Annotated in this window: 23 protein-coding genes and 1 pseudogene; 15 read left to right on the plus strand and 9 right to left on the minus strand. The window is 63.3% G+C overall.

Annotation, left to right across the window (positions count from 1 at the left end):
- Positions 1-229: 229 nt before the first annotated feature.
- Positions 230-502 (plus strand): DUF3509 domain-containing protein, encoded by a 273-nt coding sequence (locus tag ACM62G_RS02980; protein ID WP_017906369.1) that lies wholly within the window; start codon positions 230-232, stop codon positions 500-502.
- Positions 503-520: 18 nt separating this feature from the next.
- Here the strand turns inward: ACM62G_RS02980 and ACM62G_RS02985 are convergent.
- From ACM62G_RS02985 to aroC, 4 genes and pseudogenes are all read right to left on the minus strand, one after another.
- A pseudogene (locus ACM62G_RS02985) lies at positions 521-700 on the minus strand (helix-turn-helix domain-containing protein); the annotation flags it as partial.
- Between the two features lie 397 nt (positions 701-1,097).
- Positions 1,098-1,643, minus strand: a complete 546-nt coding sequence (locus ACM62G_RS02990; RefSeq protein WP_419736663.1) for an acireductone dioxygenase — start codon at positions 1,641-1,643, stop codon at positions 1,098-1,100.
- Between the two features lie 24 nt (positions 1,644-1,667).
- Positions 1,668-2,822, minus strand: coding sequence for an MFS transporter (locus ACM62G_RS02995; protein WP_419736664.1), 1,155 nt, complete (start codon positions 2,820-2,822; stop codon positions 1,668-1,670).
- A complete protein-coding gene (gene aroC, locus ACM62G_RS03000; protein WP_054057779.1) occupies positions 2,822-3,913 on the minus strand; it encodes a chorismate synthase in 1,092 nt (363 codons plus the stop codon). Before aroC ends, ACM62G_RS02995 begins: the two co-directional genes overlap by 1 nt.
- An 82-nt stretch (positions 3,914-3,995) precedes the next feature.
- Between aroC and ACM62G_RS03005 the strand changes: the two genes are divergently transcribed.
- Together ACM62G_RS03005 and ACM62G_RS03010 are read left to right on the plus strand one after the other, a co-directional pair.
- On the plus strand, positions 3,996-4,997 hold the full coding sequence (locus ACM62G_RS03005) for an alpha/beta hydrolase (protein WP_192842685.1): 1,002 nt from the start codon (positions 3,996-3,998) through the stop codon (positions 4,995-4,997).
- Between the two features lie 100 nt (positions 4,998-5,097).
- Positions 5,098-5,889, plus strand: coding sequence for a hypothetical protein (locus ACM62G_RS03010; RefSeq protein ID WP_054057781.1), 792 nt, complete (start codon positions 5,098-5,100; stop codon positions 5,887-5,889).
- A 110-nt stretch (positions 5,890-5,999) separates the two neighbouring features.
- Here the strand turns inward: ACM62G_RS03010 and prmB are convergent, their stop codons facing one another.
- Positions 6,000-6,908, minus strand: a complete 909-nt coding sequence (prmB, locus tag ACM62G_RS03015) for a 50S ribosomal protein L3 N(5)-glutamine methyltransferase (protein ID WP_054063930.1) — start codon at positions 6,906-6,908, stop codon at positions 6,000-6,002.
- A gap of 219 nt (positions 6,909-7,127) precedes the next feature.
- Here prmB and ACM62G_RS03020 point away from each other — a divergent pair, with 219 nt between their 5' ends.
- From ACM62G_RS03020 to ACM62G_RS03040, 5 genes are all read left to right on the plus strand, one after another.
- Complete coding sequence (locus tag ACM62G_RS03020; RefSeq protein WP_054057783.1) at positions 7,128-7,718, plus strand: cysteine hydrolase family protein; 591 nt, start codon at positions 7,128-7,130, stop codon at positions 7,716-7,718.
- Positions 7,719-7,850: 132 nt separating this feature from the next.
- A complete protein-coding gene (locus ACM62G_RS03025) occupies positions 7,851-8,174 on the plus strand; it encodes a hypothetical protein (RefSeq protein WP_054057784.1) in 324 nt (107 codons plus the stop codon).
- 75 nt (positions 8,175-8,249) lie between these two features.
- Positions 8,250-8,807, plus strand: a complete 558-nt coding sequence (locus ACM62G_RS03030; protein ID WP_273826109.1) for a Smr/MutS family protein — start codon at positions 8,250-8,252, stop codon at positions 8,805-8,807.
- 78 nt (positions 8,808-8,885) lie between these two features.
- Positions 8,886-9,431 (plus strand): GTP cyclohydrolase I FolE, encoded by a 546-nt coding sequence (folE, locus tag ACM62G_RS03035; RefSeq protein ID WP_010449813.1) that lies wholly within the window; start codon positions 8,886-8,888, stop codon positions 9,429-9,431.
- Between the two features lie 101 nt (positions 9,432-9,532).
- Complete coding sequence (locus tag ACM62G_RS03040) at positions 9,533-9,904, plus strand: glutathione S-transferase N-terminal domain-containing protein (RefSeq protein WP_054057786.1); 372 nt, start codon at positions 9,533-9,535, stop codon at positions 9,902-9,904.
- A 59-nt stretch (positions 9,905-9,963) separates the two neighbouring features.
- On the opposite strand, the gene ACM62G_RS03045 is transcribed toward ACM62G_RS03040, so the two are convergent.
- From ACM62G_RS03045 to ACM62G_RS03055, 3 genes are all read right to left on the minus strand, one after another.
- Complete coding sequence (locus tag ACM62G_RS03045; RefSeq protein WP_419736665.1) at positions 9,964-10,359, minus strand: lysozyme inhibitor LprI family protein; 396 nt, start codon at positions 10,357-10,359, stop codon at positions 9,964-9,966.
- A 107-nt stretch (positions 10,360-10,466) separates the two neighbouring features.
- Positions 10,467-11,069 (minus strand): glutathione S-transferase family protein, encoded by a 603-nt coding sequence (locus ACM62G_RS03050; protein WP_273826107.1) that lies wholly within the window; start codon positions 11,067-11,069, stop codon positions 10,467-10,469.
- Positions 11,070-11,079: 10 nt separating this feature from the next.
- Entirely contained in the window at positions 11,080-12,246 is a 1,167-nt protein-coding gene (locus tag ACM62G_RS03055) for a PLP-dependent aminotransferase family protein (protein ID WP_419736666.1), read from the minus strand.
- Between the two features lie 83 nt (positions 12,247-12,329).
- Between ACM62G_RS03055 and ACM62G_RS03060 the strand changes: the two genes are divergently transcribed.
- The 3 genes from ACM62G_RS03060 to ACM62G_RS03070 all read left to right on the plus strand — a co-directional run bounded on the left by ACM62G_RS03060 (position 12,330) and on the right by ACM62G_RS03070 (position 15,135).
- On the plus strand, positions 12,330-12,770 hold the full coding sequence (locus ACM62G_RS03060; RefSeq protein WP_273826105.1) for a MarR family winged helix-turn-helix transcriptional regulator: 441 nt from the start codon (positions 12,330-12,332) through the stop codon (positions 12,768-12,770).
- Positions 12,771-13,083: 313 nt separating this feature from the next.
- Positions 13,084-14,433 (plus strand): NCS2 family permease, encoded by a 1,350-nt coding sequence (locus tag ACM62G_RS03065; protein ID WP_419736667.1) that lies wholly within the window; start codon positions 13,084-13,086, stop codon positions 14,431-14,433.
- A 75-nt stretch (positions 14,434-14,508) separates the two neighbouring features.
- Positions 14,509-15,135: a LysE family translocator gene (locus ACM62G_RS03070; RefSeq protein WP_054057792.1), complete on the plus strand. Its 627-nt coding sequence runs from the start codon at positions 14,509-14,511 to the stop codon at positions 15,133-15,135.
- A 113-nt stretch (positions 15,136-15,248) separates the two neighbouring features.
- Here ACM62G_RS03070 and uraH read toward each other — a convergent pair whose 3' ends face one another.
- A complete protein-coding gene (uraH, locus tag ACM62G_RS03075) occupies positions 15,249-15,602 on the minus strand; it encodes a hydroxyisourate hydrolase (RefSeq protein ID WP_054057793.1) in 354 nt (117 codons plus the stop codon).
- Between the two features lie 408 nt (positions 15,603-16,010).
- On the opposite strand from uraH, the gene puuE reads away from it, so the two are divergent.
- The 4 genes from puuE (at position 16,011) to ACM62G_RS03095 (ending at position 19,215) form a co-directional block, all read left to right on the plus strand.
- Positions 16,011-16,949, plus strand: a complete 939-nt coding sequence (gene puuE, locus ACM62G_RS03080; protein WP_054057794.1) for an allantoinase PuuE — start codon at positions 16,011-16,013, stop codon at positions 16,947-16,949.
- Entirely contained in the window at positions 16,946-17,461 is a 516-nt protein-coding gene (uraD, locus tag ACM62G_RS03085) for a 2-oxo-4-hydroxy-4-carboxy-5-ureidoimidazoline decarboxylase (RefSeq protein WP_054057795.1), read from the plus strand. Before puuE ends, uraD begins: the two co-directional genes overlap by 4 nt.
- 78 nt (positions 17,462-17,539) lie before the next feature.
- On the plus strand, positions 17,540-18,541 hold the full coding sequence (gene alc, locus ACM62G_RS03090; protein WP_054057796.1) for an allantoicase: 1,002 nt from the start codon (positions 17,540-17,542) through the stop codon (positions 18,539-18,541).
- Positions 18,542-18,702: 161 nt separating this feature from the next.
- Entirely contained in the window at positions 18,703-19,215 is a 513-nt protein-coding gene (locus ACM62G_RS03095; protein WP_054057797.1) for an ureidoglycolate lyase, read from the plus strand.
- The last annotated feature ends 58 nt before the right edge of the window (positions 19,216-19,273 follow it).

Here is a 19,273-nt window from a genome sequence, read left to right on the forward strand (position 1 = left end):
AAGGTTTTGCAAAGTTTTGTATCCTCGCGCCCGCCAGGGGCGGCATCGGCCGGCGCTGGGCAAAATGCAGGATGCACGACGGCCGATCTTGCATTTTGCACGACACAACAAAACCAATAAAACCATAACCTATTGATTTTAAAGGGATTTATAAAAAAGGAATACTGGCACAATCACTGCACCCCTCACTCCATCCCTAGTCATTCACTAGCTGACGGAGTCGATCGACATGGACCTGATCCAGGAAAAATTCTCTTCTGTATTCTCCAATTACGAAGTCACCACCCAGCCACGCCCTGATGGCGGCGTGCTGCTCACGTTGCGTGACCGCGACGGCAAGCAGATGAAACGCTCGATCTCCTACGCCCAGTTGCACACCGCGGAACAGCTGACCTGGGTGATCAGCGCGATTCGCCGCGACCTCGCCGGCCAGCCCAGCGAACTGCCGGCCATTTCCCTGCTGCAGAGCCAGAACCGTTTTGCCCTGCCCTCCTATCATTGAGCCCGCGCGGCAGGTGAGCTAGACGAGGCCGCGATGGACGGCCTCGCCAACGGCGTGGGCACGGTTGCTCACCCCCAGCTTGTGATAGATATTGCGTAGATGAAACTTCACCGTGGCTTCGGACACGTTGCGGATCACGCTGATTTCCCACACCGTCTTGCCCGCCTTGGCCCACTTGAGCACTTCCAGTTCCTTCTCGCTCAGGGTCGGGGCCTTGGCGAGGCGATTGCGGCGATTTTTCTTCAGAGCCGGCAATAGCACCACCTGAACAACATCCTGTTTAAGCGGGTCCCTCGACTCCTTGATATCGGCCGGTCGAGGCCGGGCCATCTGCGCGACACCCGCCGCCGATAGAGTGGGAATGCTCATGTCTGTTCCTCCCTGTGACTTTCAACAGTTCGCACAGTTGTTGCCCGAACAACCGCCGAAAACAGAGAGTTACACAGAAGTGGGAATTAACAACCGACCACAAACATAAACAGGGATGGCCGACATTTCATTAGGCAGCATCCTACAAATTGAAACATTCACTTCCGACTCAAGTTTTAATCACTCAAGCCGTGTGGCGACTGTTTAATGTCGGCGCTCCAGACCTTCAGTCGTCCAGGCGGGGAAAATGCCCGGCGATATCGTCCTCGACCGGGCTGGCAACCCGCCCCTCGGTCTTGTCGAACAGCCGGACCGCCACGCAACGCGGCTCCTCGCCCAGGTCGAACCAGTACGACGTACCGGCCGCAATGGTGATCAGATCGTTCCTTTCGCACAGCACCGCATAAACATAATCACCAATATGCAGGCTGAGCAGCCCGCGCCCGCCAAGGAACCACCGCACCTCATTGGCCTGCTGGCGCTGCTCACGCAACAGCTGCGCACAGCGCTCGACCTTCTGCGGGTGACTGTTGTCGAGGCTGATGACCTCGACCGCGACACTGCCGTGCTCGCTCATCAGGGGATCGAGCTGGGCCCGACAGGCTTCGAGCACGTCTTCCTCAGGGGTGCCGGGGCGAATCGGCGTGGCGACGGACAAACGCTCGAAGCGAACACCCTGCTCCGCCAGGGTCGCAGTGATATCGTCGACGTGGGTCAGGACCTTGTTCGCAAGTTCCGGGCTGTTGACGGGGTAAACGGACAGAATGCTCATGGCTTCTATTTCCTCGGGAAAGGCTCAGGGCCGATCCTCTTGCATGCGGGTGGCAATGATAATCGCGGCGGCCAGGACCGCCAGGCTGGCGATACTGAAAGTCAGGGTCGGCCCCAGGGCATTCCAGCTGTAGCCGGCATACAACGCGCCCAGTGCCCCGCCGGTGCCGGACAGTGCGGCGTAGAGCGCCTGGCCCTGCCCCTGCTGGCGCGAGCCGAAACTGCGCTGGACAAAATGAATGGCCGAGGCGTGGAAGCTGCCGAACGTGGCCGCGTGCAACAACTGGGCGAACAGCAGCACCCCCAGGTGTTCGGCGAAGGAGCCCAGCAGCAGCCAGCGCAAGGCCGCCAGGAGAAAGCTCGCCAGCAGCACCCGGCGCACGGAAAACCGCGCGAGAATCCGGCTCATGCCGAGGAACATCAGCACTTCGGCCACCACCCCCAGGGCCCAGAGCATGCCGATCAGCCCGCGGCTGTAGCCGAGGTTTTCCAGGTACAGGGTCAGGAAGGTGTAGTAGGGACCGTGGCTCAGTTGCATCAATGCGACGCATAGGTAGAAGGCCAGCACGCCCGGGCTGCGCAACTGGCCGAGAAAGCCCTCGCCCGCGGGACGGCTTTCATGGCCGGCCGGTTGCGCATTGGGCACCCAGGCGGTGCTCAGGGTGATGCCGGCCATGATCGCCACGATCGTCAGCGGATAGATATCCAGGCTCAACCATTCGAACAGGCGCCCGATCAGCACCACGGCCAGGATGAAACCGATCGAGCCCCACAGGCGGATCTGGCTGTAGCGCCCGGGCTGGCCCTGCAGGTGCGCCAGGGTGATGACCTCGAACTGCGGCAGCACGGCGTGCCAGAAGAACGCGTGCAAGGCCATCACCAGCGCCAGCCAGGCGTAGCTCTTGTCGAGGAAGATCAGCGAGAACGCCAGCAGCGTACAGGCCGCGCCGCAGCGCACGATCAGCAGGCGCCGGCCGGTGTAGTCGCCCAGCCAGCCCCAGATGTTCGGCGCCACGCAGCGCATCAGCATCGGAATGGCCACCAGCTCGCCAATCCGCGCCGGGGCGAACCCCAGGTGATGGAAATACAGCGCCAGGTACGGCGCCGTGGCGCCGAGCAGGGCGAAGTAGAACAGGTAGAAACCGGACAGCCGCCAGTAAGGGAGCGGCGCTCCCGACATTACAGCTGGCCCAGCACCGGGGTGCTGACACGCACATCCGCATTCTGCGCGCGATGACGCAGCAGGTGATCCATCAGCACGATCGCCATCATCGCTTCGGCGATCGGCGTGGCACGGATACCGACGCACGGGTCGTGACGGCCCTTGGTGATCACGTCCACCGGGTTGCCGTGAATGTCGATGGAACGACCCGGCGTGGTGATGCTGGACGTCGGCTTGAGCGCCAGGTGTGCAACGATCGGCTGGCCGGAGGAAATGCCGCCGAGAATGCCGCCGGCGTTGTTGCTGAGGAAACCTTCGGGGGTCAGCTCGTCGCGGTGTTCGGTCCCACGCTGGGCGACGCTGGCGAAACCGGCGCCGATTTCCACCCCCTTGACCGCGTTGATGCTCATCAGCGCATGGGCCAGTTCGGCATCCAGGCGGTCGAAGATCGGCTCGCCGAGGCCGGGCATCACCCCTTCGGCCACCACGGTGATCTTCGCGCCGACCGAGTCCTGGTCGCGGCGCAACTGGTCCATATAGGCCTCCAGCTCCGGCACCTTGTCCGGATCGGGGCTGAAGAAGGCATTCTGCTCGACCGAGTCCCAGGTCTTGAACGGAATCTCGATCGGGCCCAGTTGGCTCATGTAGCCACGGACGACGATGCCCCGGCTGGCCAGGAACTTCTTGGCGATGGCACCGGCAGCCACGCGCATGGCGGTTTCCCGGGCGGAACTGCGGCCGCCGCCGCGGTAGTCGCGTTCACCGTACTTGTGGTGGTAGGTGTAGTCGGCGTGGGCCGGGCGGAACAGGTCCTTGATCGCCGAGTAGTCCTTGGACTTCTGGTCGGTGTTGCGGATCAGCAGGCCGATGGCGCAGCCGGTGGTCCGTCCTTCGAAGACCCCGGAAAGGATCTCCACCTCGTCGGGCTCCTGGCGCTGGGTGGTGTGCCGGCTGGTGCCGGGCTTGCGCCGATCGAGGTCGCGCTGCAGGTCTTCCAGCGACAGCTCCAGGCCGGGCGGGCAGCCATCGACAATGGCGACCAACGCCGGACCATGGCTTTCGCCAGCGGTGGTGACAGTGAACAGCTTGCCGTAGGTATTGCCGGACATGCAGGGCGCTCCGCGAATCAGATCTAGATAACCGAGCGGCCCAGTATACGCAGGCTGACCGACGAGTTCATCCTCGAACCTTATCGACGGTTGCGAGTCCAACCGGCACCTTGTCCATGATGGCCCGATGATGCTGCGTATTCTGCTCCTTACCTTGACCCTCTTCAGCGGCCTTGCCCAGGCCGGTGTCGTCCTGCAACGGCCGATCGAACTCGATACCGGCACCGGTGAACTGTTCGGCTCGCTGCTGCTGCCCAAGTCCGACCGGCCGGTACCGGTGGTGTTGATCGTCGCCGGCTCCGGGCCCACCGACCGTGATGGCAACAACCCCGATGGTGGACGCAACGACAGCCTCAAGCGCCTGGCCTGGATGCTGGCCCGCCACGGTATCGCCAGCGTGCGCTACGACAAGCGTGGCGTCGCGGCCAGCCTGGCGGCCACGCCCAATGAGCGCAACCTGAGCGTGCAGGCCTATGTCGCCGACACCGTGGCCTGGGGCGAGAAGCTCAAGGCCGATCCACGCCTGGGGCAATTGATCCTGCTCGGCCACAGCGAGGGCGCGCTGATCGCCACGCTCGCCGCACCGAAGCTGGCGGCCGCCGGGGTCATTTCCGTGTCGGGCAGCGGTCGCCCGGTCGACCAGGTACTGCGCCAGCAACTGGCCAGGCGCCTGCCACCGGCGCTGATGCTGCGCAGCAACGAACTGCTCGACAGCCTCAAGGCCGGACACCCGGACGCCAATATCCCGCAGCCGCTGGAGCCGATCTTTCGCCCCAGCGTCCAGCCCTACCTGATCAGCCTGTTCCGCCAGGACCCGGCGGTGGCCTTCAGCCACCTGACGATGCCGGCCCTGATCGTCCAGGGGCGCAACGACATCCAGGTCAGCGTCGATGACGCCAAGGCGCTGCAGGCGGCCAAGCCGGATGCGCAACTGGCGATCATCGACGGCATGAACCACATCCTGCGCATCGTGCCCGACGATATCCGGCAGCAGTTGGCCTCCTACAATAACCCGCAGTTGCCGCTGGCCGCCGGCCTGGAAAAGCCGATTACCGGCTTTATCGACGGACTTGCTCGCCATTGAGATGATTTTTGCCCTCCAGTCCTGGCAGAAGCGGCCGATAAGGCCATTGCCGGTATCGATATTGTGACTGGCAAGCTGGACACGGACAGGATCTCGCCGAATGACAGAAACTCAAGCGTCACCCGAAAGCAACGCCGAAGCCGTCGAACCCGCGCCGGTGGAACTGCCGTGGGCCGATGTGCAACCCGAGCACTTCAAGATGCTGCGCCTGGCCCCCCTGGCCACCGACCGCAACACCGGCGGACGGCCGCTGCGCTTTGTCCAGTTCGGCTACGCCGAGCGCAACGGCAAGGAACGCAGCCTGTTACGCATGAGCATCCAGTTGCCGGCGCAAAAGGTGCGCAAGGAACAGAACCAGCTCGACATGTGGGTCGACCACACCACCAAACGCGTGCACTTCGGGCCCGAGGGCGGCCTGCAGGTGGAACCGTGGAACCGTGGAATCGGACGCTTCCTGGTGGCCCAGGCGGCGATCTGGGCGCAGAAGAAATGGTCGCACTACCGCATCGACGGCGCCCCCCTGCAGAACAAGGACGCGCTGAACGAAGACACCCGCCTGCGCCGCGACCACTTCCTGCGGGTCCAGGGTTTCGACGTGGTCTACGCCGACCCGCAGCACCTCAAGGGCAGCTACAAGGACATGCAGGTTGGCGAACTGCTGGCCCAGTGGAACACCGAGAAAGTGCAGTTCGTGGAAATTCTCGAAGCCTCGCAGATGCTCCAGCAGGCCGAGCAGAATCTGCAGGAGCAGGAAGTGAAACTGCGCCAGCAGGAAGAACGGGTCAGCAAGCTCAAGCGTGAAGACAGCGGGCTGCGCTTCACCATCACCTGTCTGGTGGCCTTCGCGGTGTTCCAGGCCGGGCTGCTGATCTGGATCGCCACCCACCGCTAGCCAGGTGGATATCCCCCAGCCAGTTGGCTCCCACAAGTGCTCGCGCCGCGCATGAATCCTGCGAACAACGCTGACACTGAGGGAGCAGGGTTCATCCGCGAACGGGCAACCTAGATCTTCGAGGCGAACAGCGCCTGGTGCTCGCGGCACTGCTGCGCCGTCAGCATGAACACCCCGTGCCCGCCACGCTCGAAGTCCAGCCAGGCAAAGTCCACCTGCGGATACAACGCCTCGACATGCACCTGGCTGTTGCCCACCTCGACGATCAGCAGACCCTTCTCGGTCAGATGGTCCGCCGCTTCGGCGAGCATCCGCCGCACCAGGTTCAAGCCGTCGTCACCACAGGCCAGGCCCAGTTCCGGCTCATGGTGGTACTCCGCCGGCATGTCGGCGAAATCCTCGGCATCGACATACGGCGGGTTGGAGACGATCAGGTCGAAACGCTGGCCCGGCAAGCCATCGAAACCATCGCCCTGAACCGTGAACACCCGCTCGTCGACGCCATGGCGCTCGATGTTGCGGTTGGCCACTTCCAGCGCGTCGAAGGACAGGTCCGCCAGCACCACTTCGGCCTGCTCGAACTCATAGGCACAGGCAATCCCGATGCAACCCGAGCCGGTGCACAGGTCGAGGATGCGGGCCGGCTCCGCACCCAGCCAGGGGGCGAAGCGGTTCTCGATCAGTTCGCCGATCGGCGAGCGCGGGATCAGCACCCGCTCGTCAACGATGAACGGCAGGCCGCAGAACCAGGCTTCGCCCAGCAGATAGGCGGTCGGCACGCGATCCTCGATCCGACGCTTGAGCAGGTGCTGCAGATGTGTCAGTTCCTCGTCCTCCAGGCGGCAGTCGAGGTAGCTGTCGGCGATTTCCCAGGGCAGGTGCAAGGCGCCCAGCACCAGTTGCCGAGCCTCGTCCCAGGCATTGTCGGTACCATGACCGAAAAACAGCTCCGCACCGTGAAAACGGCTGACAGCCCAACGGATATGGTCGCGCAGGGTGCGCAGGCGGGAAGTGATCACGGGTAGACTCCTGAAAAAACGACTGGCAATTCTAACAGCCAAACGGACGCCGGGTGGAAACCCGGCAAAAAGACCTCGGCGCGGACCTTTCCGACCGTCGGCGCTCACCTCTTGACATGGCTGCAGGCCAGTAACCACGGCGCTTGCGTCGGTAGCGATTCACATAAACGCTCAGCCGGAGGACAATGGGTAAAAGCCCCACGCACAGGAGCCCCTCGAATGTCCGTTCCAAAGACGATGTTTCAACTCAGTGGCCGAGGTTATGCGGCAGCCAACCTGAGCCACGCCACCCTGTTGATCATCGACGCCCAGAAAGAATATCTGAGCGGTCCGCTCGCGTTGTCCGGCATGGCGCAAGCCGTCGACAACATCAAGCAACTGGTCGCTGCGGCCCGCGCGGCCGGCCGGCCGATCGTGCACATCCGCCACCTGGGTACCGTCGGCGGCCTGTTCGATCCACAGGGCGAACGCGGCGAGTTCATTCCCGGCCTGGAACCCCAGGGCGACGAAACGCTGATCGGCAAGCTGCTGCCCAGCGCCTTTCATGGCACCGGCCTGGAAAAGCACCTGCAGGACCTCGGCTCGCTGGACCTGATCGTCTGCGGCTTCATGAGCCACTCCAGCGTCAGCACCACCGTGCGCGCCGCCAAGAACCTGGGCTTTCGCTGCACCCTGGTGGAAGACGCCTGCGCCACCCGCGACCTGCCCCACAAGGGCGAGATCATCAGCGCGGCCCAGGTCCAGCGCACCGAAATGGCAATCATGGCCGACAATTTCGCCACCCTGGCACTGACCAGAGACCTCATCTGAGCCCGTCGGGATGGGCGCTCCAGGCGATCGCCCATCCCTTGGCGCCGCACTCATTTTCCGATTTCCCCTTCACGTCCGGAACAAGCCGACCATCTCCCGGTCGAACGGCCGATAATCAAAGAGGAAATCGGAATGAAGATATCCGATGATGGATTCGACGCCCGCCGGCTGCGCCCCAAGGGCGAGAGCAACTGGCGTTCGCGTCTGTGCGCCGGTTTCGCGGCGCTGTTGGCGACTTTCGGCGTATTGCTGGCCATGGCCGGCACCGCCAGCCTGCTGGGGCACGCCCCGGCCATGGGCGAGCTGAACACCAACCCCGGCGCCTCGGCGGCGATCCTGGTGGCGGGCCTGCTGGTGCTGTACGTCGGCGTCTGGCTGTGGCGGCGCTGCCGTCGGCGCAGACGCCGTGGCCAGGCGCTGAACATGGCCCCGCACCTGATGAAAAGGCACGACTGAGCCCGGCCTTCGAGGAATCGCCTGTGACGTGAAGCCCGGCACTTGGGTAAACTGGCGGTTCCTGCGGAGACTGACATGCAAGACGACGATTTTTCCCTGTTTCAAAGCGAGATCCGCGGCGTAAAGCCGATCAAGCACGATCGTGCCGATACCGGCAAACCCAAGTCCGACCGCGCCCAACTGGCCAAGCTGCGCCAGGCGGCAACCGTGCGCAGCGAAGTCGCCACGGTGGACGGCCTGTCCGACCAGTTCGTGATCGACGTCGGCCCCGAAGACGAGCTGTACTGGTCCCGCGACGGCGTACAGGAAAGCCAGATGCGCAAGCTCAAGGCTGGGCAGATCCCCTTCGAAGGCAGCCTCGACCTGCATGGCATGACCGTGGAAAAGGCCCGGGAAACCCTCTGGGCGTTCCTCGCCGAAGCGACCAGATTCGAGATCCGCTGCGTGCGCGTCACCCACGGCAAGGCCGTGCGCCTGGACGGCAAGCGCCCGATGATCAAGAGCCACGTCAACACCTGGCTGCGCCAGCACGCCCAGGTGCTCGGTTTCACCTCCTGCCAGGCCCGGCACGGCGGGGCCGGAGCGGTGTATGTGATGCTCAAGCGGACGATGATGGAAGGCCGCGACGAGTAACCGGACTGTCATCGAATTTGCAGGCGGCTGCCAGCCGCCGTATCCTTGGCCTTTGCGTAAACTCCCACAGGTAGATTCATGTCCCTGGAACAGAATTACACGGCGATCCTCGGTCAACTCGGCGAGGACGTCTCCCGCGAGGGTTTGCTCGACACGCCCAAGCGTGCCGCCAAAGCCATGCAGTACCTTTGCCGCGGTTATCAACAGACCCTGGAAGAAGTCACCAACGGTGCCTTGTTCAGCTCCGATAACAGCGAAATGGTGCTGGTCAAGGACATCGAGCTCTACTCGCTGTGCGAACACCACCTGCTGCCCTTCATCGGCAAGGCCCACGTGGCCTACATTCCGAGCGGCAAGGTGCTGGGCCTGTCGAAGGTTGCGCGGATCGTCGACATGTACGCCCGCCGCCTGCAGATCCAGGAGAACCTCAGCCGCCAGATCGCCGATGCGGTCCAGCAGGTCACCGGCGCCCTGGGCGTTGCCGTGGTGATCGAGGCCAAGCACATGTGCATGATGATGCGCGGTGTCGAGAAGCAGAACTCGTCGATGATCACCTCGGTGATGCTCGGCGAATTCCGCGAGAACGCAGCGACCCGCAGCGAATTCCTCGCCCTGATCAAGTAACATCGGGCGACCTGAAGAAACCGGCGTTCATCGCCGGTTTTTTTCGCCTGGGGAAAATCAGGTAAGCTGCCTGCCTCCTCCACCGCCCACGAGGCTATCGCGTGTTAGTCAAAGCCCTTCGAGTCGGCCTGGGCCAACTCATCATCCTCATCGACTTCCTCACCCGCCCGCGCAAGCAGCAACGCAGCGCCGAGAACCAGGCCAAGGTCGACGCCGCCGCCAAAGGCCTGACCCTGTATCAATTCCATGCCTGCCCGTTCTGCGTGAAGACCCGCCGTACCCTGCACCGCCTGAACGTGCCGGTGGCCCTGCGCGATGCGAAGAACAACGAACAGGACCGCCAGACCCTGCTCGAACAGGGTGGCAGGATCAAGGTGCCGTGCCTGCGTATCGAGGAAAACGGCCAGACCACCTGGATGTACGAATCCAAAGTGATCATCGACTACCTGGACAAGCGTTTCGCCGCGGCCTGAAAAGGCCGCGTCAGAACTTCGGCACCTGCAGGAACCTGTTCGCGGCGGTCACACCCTTTTCAGTTGGGGCACTGATCGTATTCGCCGCGGCACTCGGTATAGGCCTTCAACTGCGCGGCACGCTGGCGGGTCAGCTCGGTTCGGCACTGCAGGTCGCGCATCGGCCACATCGAGCCGCCCTCCTCCGGCTTGCCGACCCGATACCGGCAGTCGGCATCGCGGAAGGCCAGCCACTTGCGCTGGGCATCCCTGAGCGCCTCCTTGCCGGCCGAGCCTTTCAGATAGTCCATCTGCGCCTTGTAGTAGCGGTTCAGGTCGTCGTCGGCCCGCTTGAATGCCTGGGCCGTGCAGGTATTCATCGACGCCTGGCTGGCATCACAACCGTCAGCCGCCTGGGCGACAGCGGCCAGGTTCGACAGGGCGAACGTCAGGAAGGCTGCAAGCGGATATTTCATGGATGTCCCCATGTCGGTGGATAGGCCATCGAGTTTGCGCCAGGCCCTCGCTGCCGGCAAAAGAAAACCGGCCCTGGGGCCGGTTCAAGTGTTTGCAGACTTTTCGCTCAATCCAGCATACCGACATGCCGGGGATGGCTCGCCACCCGCTGCAGCCAGGCCTGGATCGCCGGATAAATGCTCAGGTCGAAGCCGCCCTGGTGCGCGACGTGGGTGTAGGCGTACAGCGCGATATCGGCAATCGAGTAGTGCTCGCCGACCAGGTAAGGGGTCTGCTGCAACTGCTTCTCCATGACCTTCAGGGCCTTGTGCCCGCGCTTCTGCAACTTGAGGTACTCCTCGCGCCGCTCTTCGGGCAAGCCCAGGTAGAACTCGATGAAACGCGCCACCGCGATGTAGGGCTCATGGCTGTACTGCTCGAAAAACTGCCATTGCAGCACCTGGGTACGCAGGCGCGGCTCGCTCGGCAGGAACTCGCTGCCGTCGGCCAGGAAGTTGAGGATGGCATTGGATTCCCACAGGCAGGTGCCGTCCTCCAGCTCCAGCACCGGCACCTTGCCATTGGGGTTCTTCGCCAGGAAGTCCGCCGTCTCGGTGTCGCCCTTGAGAATATCCACCGGGTGCCAACGGTACTCCTGACCCAGCAGATGCAGCATCAACTTGATCTTGTAGCAGTTGCCCGACTGGTAATCCCCGTAAACCTTGTACATGGCCCTCCCCTTAAGCCGCTCTTGCGGCCTGTGCGTGACGTACGACAGCAGCCAGTCGGCCCAGACCTTCGTCCAGGCGCTCCGGCGCGATATGGCTGAAATTCAGACGCAGATTACCCGGATTACGCTCCGGTTCGGCAAAAAAAGGCTCGCCGGGCATGAACGCGACATCCCGGGCCAGGGCGGCATCGAGCAGGGTCCGGGTGTCCAGCGGCTGCTTGAGGGTCAACCAGAAGAACAGCCCGCCCTGGGGCACCTGCCAGTCGGCCAGGTCGGCGAAATGTCGCTGCAGGGCCTCGGCGAACGCATCCCGGCGGGTCCGGTAGAAACTGCGCAACGCCTGCAGGTGCTGGCGATATTTTTCCGTGCCGATCCACTGCAGCGCCTGCCACTGCCCGACGCGGTTGGTATGCAGGTCCGCCGACTGCTTGAGCTTGAGCAGGTGCGGGAACAGGTCGGGACTGGCGATCAGGTAGCCAACCCGCAGGCCGGGGGCCAGGGTCTTGGAGACCGTGCCGGTGTAGATCCAGCTGGCCTTCTTCAGACGGGCGACGATCGGCACGGCATCGACCCCGTCGTAGCTGAGTTCACGATAGGGTTCGTCCTCGATCAGGGTCACGCCGAACTCGTCCAGCAACGCCGCGACACCGGCGCGCTTGGCCTCGCTGTAGCAGACGCCGGACGGATTCTGGAAGGTCGGGATCAGGTAGACGAACGCCGGCCGGTGTCGCTCCAGGCGGGCGCGCAACTGCTGCAGGTCGGGTCCGTCCGATTCCTGGGGAATGCTCAGGCAGTCGGCCCCGAACAACTGGAAGATCTGCAGGGCCGCCAGGTAGGTCGGCCCTTCCAGCAGGATCTCGGTGCCCTTGTCGATGTGCAGCTTGGCGGCCAGGTCGAGGGCCTGCTGGGAACCGCCGAGCACCAGCACCTGGCTGGCCTGGCAGTCGACACCCAGGGCCCGCGCCTGGGCCGCCAGCACTTCACGCAGGGCCGGCTCGCCCTCACTCATGCCGTACTGGCCCATGGCCCGCGGCATGCCCTCCCACTCCAGCGTCGGCAGCATCGCCTCGGCCGGCAGCCCACCGGCAAACGACATCACCTCGGGACGCTGGGCGGCAGCGAGGATTTCACGAATCAGCGAGCTTTTAAGACGCGTAACACGTTCGGAGAAGGCCATGACAGGTCACCGGTAGCGGAGTGAAAGGAAAATACGTCAAACTGCTTGACCGAAATTACGACGCCACGGACCAATACGTCAATATGCTTGACCTTAAAAATTCCAACACCCAACAGGACGCCATGGAGGCGTTTTTCTTCGGCTACCAGGCATTCACCGCCAAGGCCGACGAAATGCTCGAACGGCGTGGCCTGAGCCGGGTGCATCAGCGGATCGTGTTTTTCATCGGACGTTATCCGGACCTCAGCGTCAAGGAACTGCTCGATCGCCTGGGCGTCAGCAAGCAGGCGCTGAACATGCCGTTGCGCCAGTTGACCGAGATGGGACTGGTGCAAGGCGTCGCCTCACCGACGGACAAGCGCAAACGCCTGCTCTGCCTGACCGCCGACGGGACCAGCCTGGAAGAGTCGTTGCGCCGCGAGCAGGTCAAGCTGTTGCAGAAGGCCTTCGCCCAGGCGGGCGAGGCGGCGGTGGATGGCTGGATGGCGGTCAATCGAGCGTTGGGTGACAGCCGCCAGGCCTGACCACGCCGAGCGCTTCGCGGCAAGCCCGCTCCCACAGCCTTTGTAGCGGCTGTGTGGGCTTGCCCGCGAAGCCATCAGCCCTCTCAAGACCCATCTGCCCCTGCCGACCAGCAGCCCATATAGCCCGCCCCGCCGAAATATCGCACACACCGTCAAAAACATTATTTGCTTTCTTTGTATACAAAAGCATAATCCGCTTCGTGTAAGTTCCTGACCTTTCGGTCAACAAAATCCGCGCTCCCTCAAGGAGCCGCTGCCCACCATGACGTGTCCGGCCCTGGAAATAACAATAAAACCCTGAGGAGTAATCGCTGTGGAAAGCCGCAAATCCGAAGCACCCACTCTGGATCTCTCGCCGCCTTCGAGCACCGGCCTGCTGGAGCGCCTGTTCAGGCTCAGGCTGCATGGCACCACGGTCAGGACCGAACTGATTGCCGGGGTGACCACCTTCATCACCATGGCCTACATCATCTTCGTCAACCCCAACCTCATGGCCGATGCCGGCATCGACCATGGCGCCGCCTTCGTCGCCACCTGCATCGCCGCCGCCCTCGGCTGCCTGCTGATGGGGCTCTACGCCAACTGGCCGGTGGGCCTGGCGCCCGGCATGGGGCTCAACGCCTTCTTCACCTACACCGTGGTCGGCACCATGGGCTATCACTGGGAGACCGCCCTCGGCGCGGTGTTCATTTCCGGCGTGCTGTTCATGGCCCTGACCCTGTCCCGGGTACGCGAATGGCTGCTCAACAGCATCCCGGTCAGCCTGCGCCATGCCATGGGCGCCGGGGTCGGGCTGTTCCTCGGGCTCATCGGCCTGAAGACCGCCGGGATCGTCGTCGCGAGCCCTGCCACCCTGGTCCGGCTCGGCGCCCTGCATGAGCCTGGCCCGCTGCTGGCCGCCGTGTGTTTCCTGATGATCGCGATCCTCAGCTACCACCGGGTATTCGGCGCCATCCTGATCAGCATCATCAGTGTCACCCTGATCGGCTGGGGCCTGGGCCTGGTCGAGTACCACGGGATGTTCTCCACCCCGCCCAGCCTGGCGCCGACCTGGATGGCCATGGACCTGGCGGGCGTCTTCAACGTCAGCATGATCAGCGTGGTCCTGGCCTTTCTCTTCGTGCACATGTTCGACACCGCCGGAACCCTGATGGGCGTCGCCCAGCGCGCCAACCTGGTCAACGCCGACGGCCGCATCGAGAACCTGTCGCGGGCGATGAAGGCCGACAGCGTATCCAGCGTATTCGGTGCGGTGGTCGGCGTGCCACCGGTCACCAGCTACGTGGAAAGTGCTGCCGGCGTTGCAACGGGTGGTCGGACTGGTCTGACCGCTGTTACTGTAGGCATACTGTTCGTGGCCGCGATGTTCTTCGCGCCGCTGGCTGGCATGATCCCTGCCTACGCGACCGCAGGTGCACTGATTTACGTGGCGATGCTGATGATGGGCAGCCTGGCGCATATCGCCTGGGAAGAAGCGACGGAGAGCATTCCGGCGATCGTCACCGCGATCATGATGCCGCTGACCTTCTCGGTCGCCGACGGGATCGCCCTGGGCTTCATCACCTACGTGGCGTTGAAGGCGGGAACCGGCAAGTTCAGGGACATTTCCGTCAGTCTGTGGGGCCTGTGCGTCATTTTCATCGCCAAGTTCATCTTCCTGTAGGAGAAGACTGGCGGTAGCCGGCAACCAAACAACCGGCCCCATTGCGATGGGGCCCTTGCATGAGGAAGAAACCTGATGAGCCTGGAAACCTGGTTGTTGTTCAGCGGAGCCGCCCTGGTGGTGATCCTCATTCCCGGGCCGCTGTCGCTGCTGATGATCAGCAACAGCCTGAACTATGGATTGCGCCGTTCGTACCCGGCCTTCCTGGGCGGCGTCAGCGCCTCGATCTGCCTGCTCAGCGCCTCGGCCCTGGGCCTGGGGGCCCTGTTGCTGGCCTCGGAGCAACTGTTCAGCACACTGAAGGTCGTCGGCGCACTGTACCTGTTCTACCTCGCCTGGCAGAGCTGGCAGCAGTCGCGCCAGCCGGCACGGGCGGCGAACGTGCCCGAAGCTGCACCTGTGCCGCGCTTTCGTGCCCTGTTTGGGCGCGCTTTCGTGCTGGGGGCGAGCAACCCCAAGGACATCCTGTTCTTCGCCGCCTTCCTGCCGCAGTTCCTCAAGGCCGACCAGCCGTTCCTCGGCCAGTTGCTGGTGATGATCGCCACCTGGACCGTGCTCGACCTGCTGTGCAAGCTGACCTACGGCCTGGGCGCCCACGGCGCGGCGAAATACCTGCGTAGTGGCAAGGGGCAGAGCTGGTTCAATCGGGTCAGTGCCGGGTTGTTCAGTGGGGCGGGGGCGGCTTCCCTGTTGAGCCGGTAGAGCACAGGACGCGAAAGGGCCCGAAAATCCCACACAACAACCGGGCAAAAAAAGCCCGCAGTGTGGGCGGGCAAGAGGAACCGGAGAAGTGGTTGCGTAGTTCTTGAGGGGATCTAACTTCCTCTATAGGTCGAATAGCTGTAGGGCGAGATCAGCAAGGGAACGTGGTAGTGCTCCTGCTCGGCACTGATGCCGAAACGCAGCACCACCACATCGAGAAAGGCCGGCTCCGGCAGCGTCACGCCGCGGGCCCGATAGTAGTCACCGGCATGAAATTGCAACTGATAGACCCCGGAACGGTAGTCATCGCCCTGCAGCAGCGGTGTATCGCAGCGGCCGTCGCCGTTGGTCACGGCCCTGGCGACCAGCTCCAGCACGGTGCCTTCGACCCGATACAGCTCGACCTGGATCGAGCTGCCGGGGCAGCCATGCGCGGCATCCAAAACATGCGTAGTCAAACGTCCCATTGCTTCTGCGTACCCGCCCGCCTGCGGCAGACCGGGTCTCGCGCCTCCCGGAGTCAGTGGATGAAGGAGATGCCGGACCGGCGGGGAAAGCCCCGGAGATACGGCAATGAAATGATTAAGACACTTTTACGAAAAATTGTACACAATAAATTTCGCGCTTTTCCGGGTTTCCATCCGTCGACATGAATCTTGACAGAAGCCCAGTGAGTAGCCGACCTTTAACCCACTAACTGACCAATCAGACAGGTTTTCACTGGCGAACGGAACAGGTAGGATCGACAGGATCTGGAAAAAAACGGGCTTACAAACCGGCGATAAAGTTGTATACAATCAACGCATCGCCGTGACGCCACCCGACCAGAACGGGACGCCACGCAACCGTCACCACGAACAAGAAGGAAGACTGCAGTGAGCGCTGACTACCCACGCGACCTGATCGGTTACGGCAGTAACCCTCCTCACCCCCGCTGGCCGGGCAATGCCCGTATCGCCTTGTCCTTCGTGCTCAACTACGAGGAAGGCGGCGAGCGCAACATCCTGCACGGCGACAAGGAGTCCGAGGCGTTCCTGTCGGAGATGGTCGCGGCGCAACCCCTGCAGGGCCAGCGCAACATGAGCATGGAATCGCTCTACGAGTATGGCAGTCGCGCCGGGGTCTGGCGGATTCTCAAGCTGTTCAGGCAACTCGACATCCCGCTGACCATCTTCGCCGTGGCCATGGCCGCCCAGCGCCACCCGGATGTCATCCGCGCCATGGTCGAGGCCGGTCACGAGATCTGCAGCCACGGCTACCGCTGGATCGACTACCAGTACATGGACGAGGCGCAGGAGCGCGAGCACCTGCACGAAGCCATCCGCATCCTCACCGAAATCACCGGCGAACGCCCGCTGGGCTGGTACACCGGCCGCACCGGCCCCAACACCCGTCGCCTGGTGATGGAGGAAGGCGGCTTCCTCTACGACTCGGACACCTACGACGACGACCTGCCCTACTGGGAACCGAACAACCCGACCGGCAAGCCGCACCTGGTGATTCCCTACACCCTCGACACCAACGACATGCGCTTCACCCAGGTGCAGGGCTTCAACCAGGGCGACGACTTCTACCAGTACCTCAAGGACGCCTTCGACGTGCTCTACGCCGAGGGTGCCGAGGCGCCGAAGATGCTCTCCATCGGCCTGCACTGCCGGCTGATCGGGCGCCCGGCGCGCCTGGCCGCGCTGCAGCGTTTCCTCGACTACGTGAAGGGCTTCGACCAGGTCTGGTTCGCCCGTCGGGTGGACATCGCCCGCCACTGGCACGCTAACCACCCCTACCAGCCCGCCTATCAGGAGCCGGCGCAATGAGCGCGTTCCAGACCCTCAAGCCGTCGACCCTGGACCGCGCGGCCTTCGTCGCGGCCTTCGCCGACATCTACGAACACTCGCCATGGGTAGCCGAAAGGGCCTTCGACCTGGGCCAGGACGCGACGCTCGACCAGATCGAGACCCTGCACCAGCGCATGAGCGACATCCTGTTGAGCGCCGATCATGCCAGCCAGCTGGCCCTGATCAACGCCCACCCGGACCTGGCCGGCAAGGCCGCGATCCAGGGCCAACTGACCGCCGCCAGCACTCACGAACAGGCCGGTGCCGGTATTCACCAATGCACGGCCGAAGAGTTCCAGCGCTTCACCGAGCTGAACGAGGCCTACAAGGCCAAGTTCAGGTTTCCCTTCATCATGGCGGTAAAAGGCAGCAACCGGCATCAGATCCTTGCCGCGTTCGAAACGCGCATCCACAACCCGGTGGACACCGAGTTCCAGTGCGCGCTGGCCGAGATCAACAAGATCGCCCTGTTCCGATTACTGACCCTATAGCGCGCCACGCCCCGGCGCCGAGGAGGCCCGGGGTCCGGCGAACATCCCCAGCCACTTGTTCAAAGGCAGACAAGAAAAATGAAAGCTTACGCCGCACCTTTCGAAAAATTCGTCAACCTGGCCGACGCCCGCCTGGGCACCCGGATCATTTCCGTCACCGACGACTGGTTCGCCGATGCCAACCGCCTGTTCCAGCCAACGCCGGCCGTATGGAAGGAAGGCGTGTTCGATGACAACGGCAAGTGGATGGATGGCTGGGAATCGCGCCGCAAGCGCTTCGAAGGCTACGACAGCGCCGTGATCCGCCTGGGCGTACCCGGCTCGATCAAGGGCGTGGACATCGATACCTCGTTCTTCACCGGCAACTACCCGCCCTCGGCGTCGCTGGAGGCCTGCTTCCTGAGCGAAGGCGAGCCGGACGAAAACACCCGGTGGGTCGAAGTACTGCCGGCCGTCGAGCTGCAGGGCAACAGCCACCACTACCATGAAATCCACAACGAGCAGCACTTCAGCCACCTGCGCTTCAACATCTACCCGGACGGTGGCGTGGCCCGCCTGCGGGTGCATGGCATCCCGTACCGCGACTGGTCGGCCGTGGGCGACAACGAACAGGTCGACCTCGCCGCCGCACTGAACGGCGGCCGCGCCCTGGCCTGCTCCGACGAGCACTTCGGCCGCATGAGCAACATCCTCAACCCGGGCCGCGGCGTCAACATGGGCGACGGCTGGGAAACCGCCCGCCGTCGCACGCCGGGCAATGACTGGGTGATCGTCGCCCTGGGGCACCCGGGCGAGATCGAGAAAATCATCGTCGATACCCTGCACTTCAAGGGCAACTACCCGGACAGCTGCTCGATCCAGGGCGCCTACGTCAAGGGCGGTACCGACAGCCAGATCGAGACCCAAAGCCTGTTCTGGCGCGAACTGCTGCCGAGCCAGAAGCTGGAAATGCACGCCGAGCACACCTTCGCCGAGCAGATCAAGGCGCTGGGCCCGATCACCCACGTCCGCCTGAACGTGTTCCCCGATGGCGGTGTGAGCCGCCTGCGCCTGCTGGGCAAGGTCGCCAGACAAGGCTGAGGCAAACCCTGCAGGAGCCTGGCTTGTCGGAGCGCCGAACCGCCGCGAATGGGCCCGCAAGGCCGCTGAAAAAGCTTCGCGGGCCAGTCGGATCGCCGCATCGCCGGCTCCTGCGGGACCGTGCGGTAACGAACCAACGAATTAGAGAACAGAAGAACAGCATGCGCACACTGACGATTGAACCGCTGACCAAAGAAGCCTTCGCCCCTTTCGGTGACGTGATCGAAACCGACGGCAGCGACCACTTCATGATCAACAACGGTTCGACCCAGCGCTTTCATCGCCTGGCCACGGTGGAAACCGCGACGCCCGACGACAAGGCGATCATCAGCATCTTCCGCGCCGATGCGCTGGACATGCCGCTGACCGTGCGCATGCTCGAACGCCATCCGCTGGGCAGCCAGGCTTTCATTCCGCTGCTCGGCAACCCCTTTCTGATCGTGGTCGCGCCACTTGGCGATGCACCTGTATCAGGTCTGGTCCGCGCCTTCATCACCAATGGCAGGCAGGGCATAAATTACCATCGCGGCGTCTGGCACCATCCGGTCCTGACGATCGAAAAGCGGGATGACTTCCTGGTGGTTGATCGCAGTGGCAGCGGTAACAACTGCGACGAGCATTTTTTCACAGAGGATGAGCAGTTGATCCTCGCCCCCCACCAGCGGACGGAGTGAAAACCCTGTGCCAGGCAAGGCTGCGCTGAACACCGCCCCGGCTTGCCATCGCTCGCTG

The sequence above is a fragment of the Pseudomonas sp. COR18 genome, assembly GCF_048568395.1.
In the GTDB taxonomy this organism is placed as follows: domain Bacteria; phylum Pseudomonadota; class Gammaproteobacteria; order Pseudomonadales; family Pseudomonadaceae; genus Aquipseudomonas; species Aquipseudomonas fuscovaginae_B.

What these genes read in the sequence shown, in the direction of transcription:
- ACM62G_RS02980 (WP_017906369.1), top strand. Translation starts at nt 230, where the DNA reads ATGGACCTGATCCAGGAAAAATTCTCTTCTGTATTCTCCAATTACGAA.
- ACM62G_RS02990 (WP_419736663.1), bottom strand. Translation starts at nt 1,643, where the DNA reads ATGAGCATTCTGTCCGTTTACCCCGTCAACAGCCCGGAACTTGCGAAC.
- ACM62G_RS02995 (WP_419736664.1), bottom strand. Translation starts at nt 2,822, where the DNA reads ATGTCGGGAGCGCCGCTCCCTTACTGGCGGCTGTCCGGTTTCTACCTG.
- aroC (WP_054057779.1), bottom strand. Translation starts at nt 3,913, where the DNA reads ATGTCCGGCAATACCTACGGCAAGCTGTTCACTGTCACCACCGCTGGC.
- ACM62G_RS03010 (WP_054057781.1), top strand. Translation starts at nt 5,098, where the DNA reads ATGACAGAAACTCAAGCGTCACCCGAAAGCAACGCCGAAGCCGTCGAA.
- ACM62G_RS03020 (WP_054057783.1), top strand. Translation starts at nt 7,128, where the DNA reads ATGTCCGTTCCAAAGACGATGTTTCAACTCAGTGGCCGAGGTTATGCG.
- ACM62G_RS03025 (WP_054057784.1), top strand. Translation starts at nt 7,851, where the DNA reads ATGAAGATATCCGATGATGGATTCGACGCCCGCCGGCTGCGCCCCAAG.
- ACM62G_RS03030 (WP_273826109.1), top strand. Translation starts at nt 8,250, where the DNA reads ATGCAAGACGACGATTTTTCCCTGTTTCAAAGCGAGATCCGCGGCGTA.
- folE (WP_010449813.1), top strand. Translation starts at nt 8,886, where the DNA reads ATGTCCCTGGAACAGAATTACACGGCGATCCTCGGTCAACTCGGCGAG.
- ACM62G_RS03045 (WP_419736665.1), bottom strand. Translation starts at nt 10,359, where the DNA reads ATGAAATATCCGCTTGCAGCCTTCCTGACGTTCGCCCTGTCGAACCTG.
- ACM62G_RS03050 (WP_273826107.1), bottom strand. Translation starts at nt 11,069, where the DNA reads ATGTACAAGGTTTACGGGGATTACCAGTCGGGCAACTGCTACAAGATC.
- ACM62G_RS03055 (WP_419736666.1), bottom strand. Translation starts at nt 12,246, where the DNA reads ATGGCCTTCTCCGAACGTGTTACGCGTCTTAAAAGCTCGCTGATTCGT.
- ACM62G_RS03060 (WP_273826105.1), top strand. Translation starts at nt 12,330, where the DNA reads ATGCTTGACCTTAAAAATTCCAACACCCAACAGGACGCCATGGAGGCG.
- ACM62G_RS03070 (WP_054057792.1), top strand. Translation starts at nt 14,509, where the DNA reads ATGAGCCTGGAAACCTGGTTGTTGTTCAGCGGAGCCGCCCTGGTGGTG.
- uraH (WP_054057793.1), bottom strand. Translation starts at nt 15,602, where the DNA reads ATGGGACGTTTGACTACGCATGTTTTGGATGCCGCGCATGGCTGCCCC.
- uraD (WP_054057795.1), top strand. Translation starts at nt 16,946, where the DNA reads ATGAGCGCGTTCCAGACCCTCAAGCCGTCGACCCTGGACCGCGCGGCC.
- alc (WP_054057796.1), top strand. Translation starts at nt 17,540, where the DNA reads ATGAAAGCTTACGCCGCACCTTTCGAAAAATTCGTCAACCTGGCCGAC.
- ACM62G_RS03095 (WP_054057797.1), top strand. Translation starts at nt 18,703, where the DNA reads ATGCGCACACTGACGATTGAACCGCTGACCAAAGAAGCCTTCGCCCCT.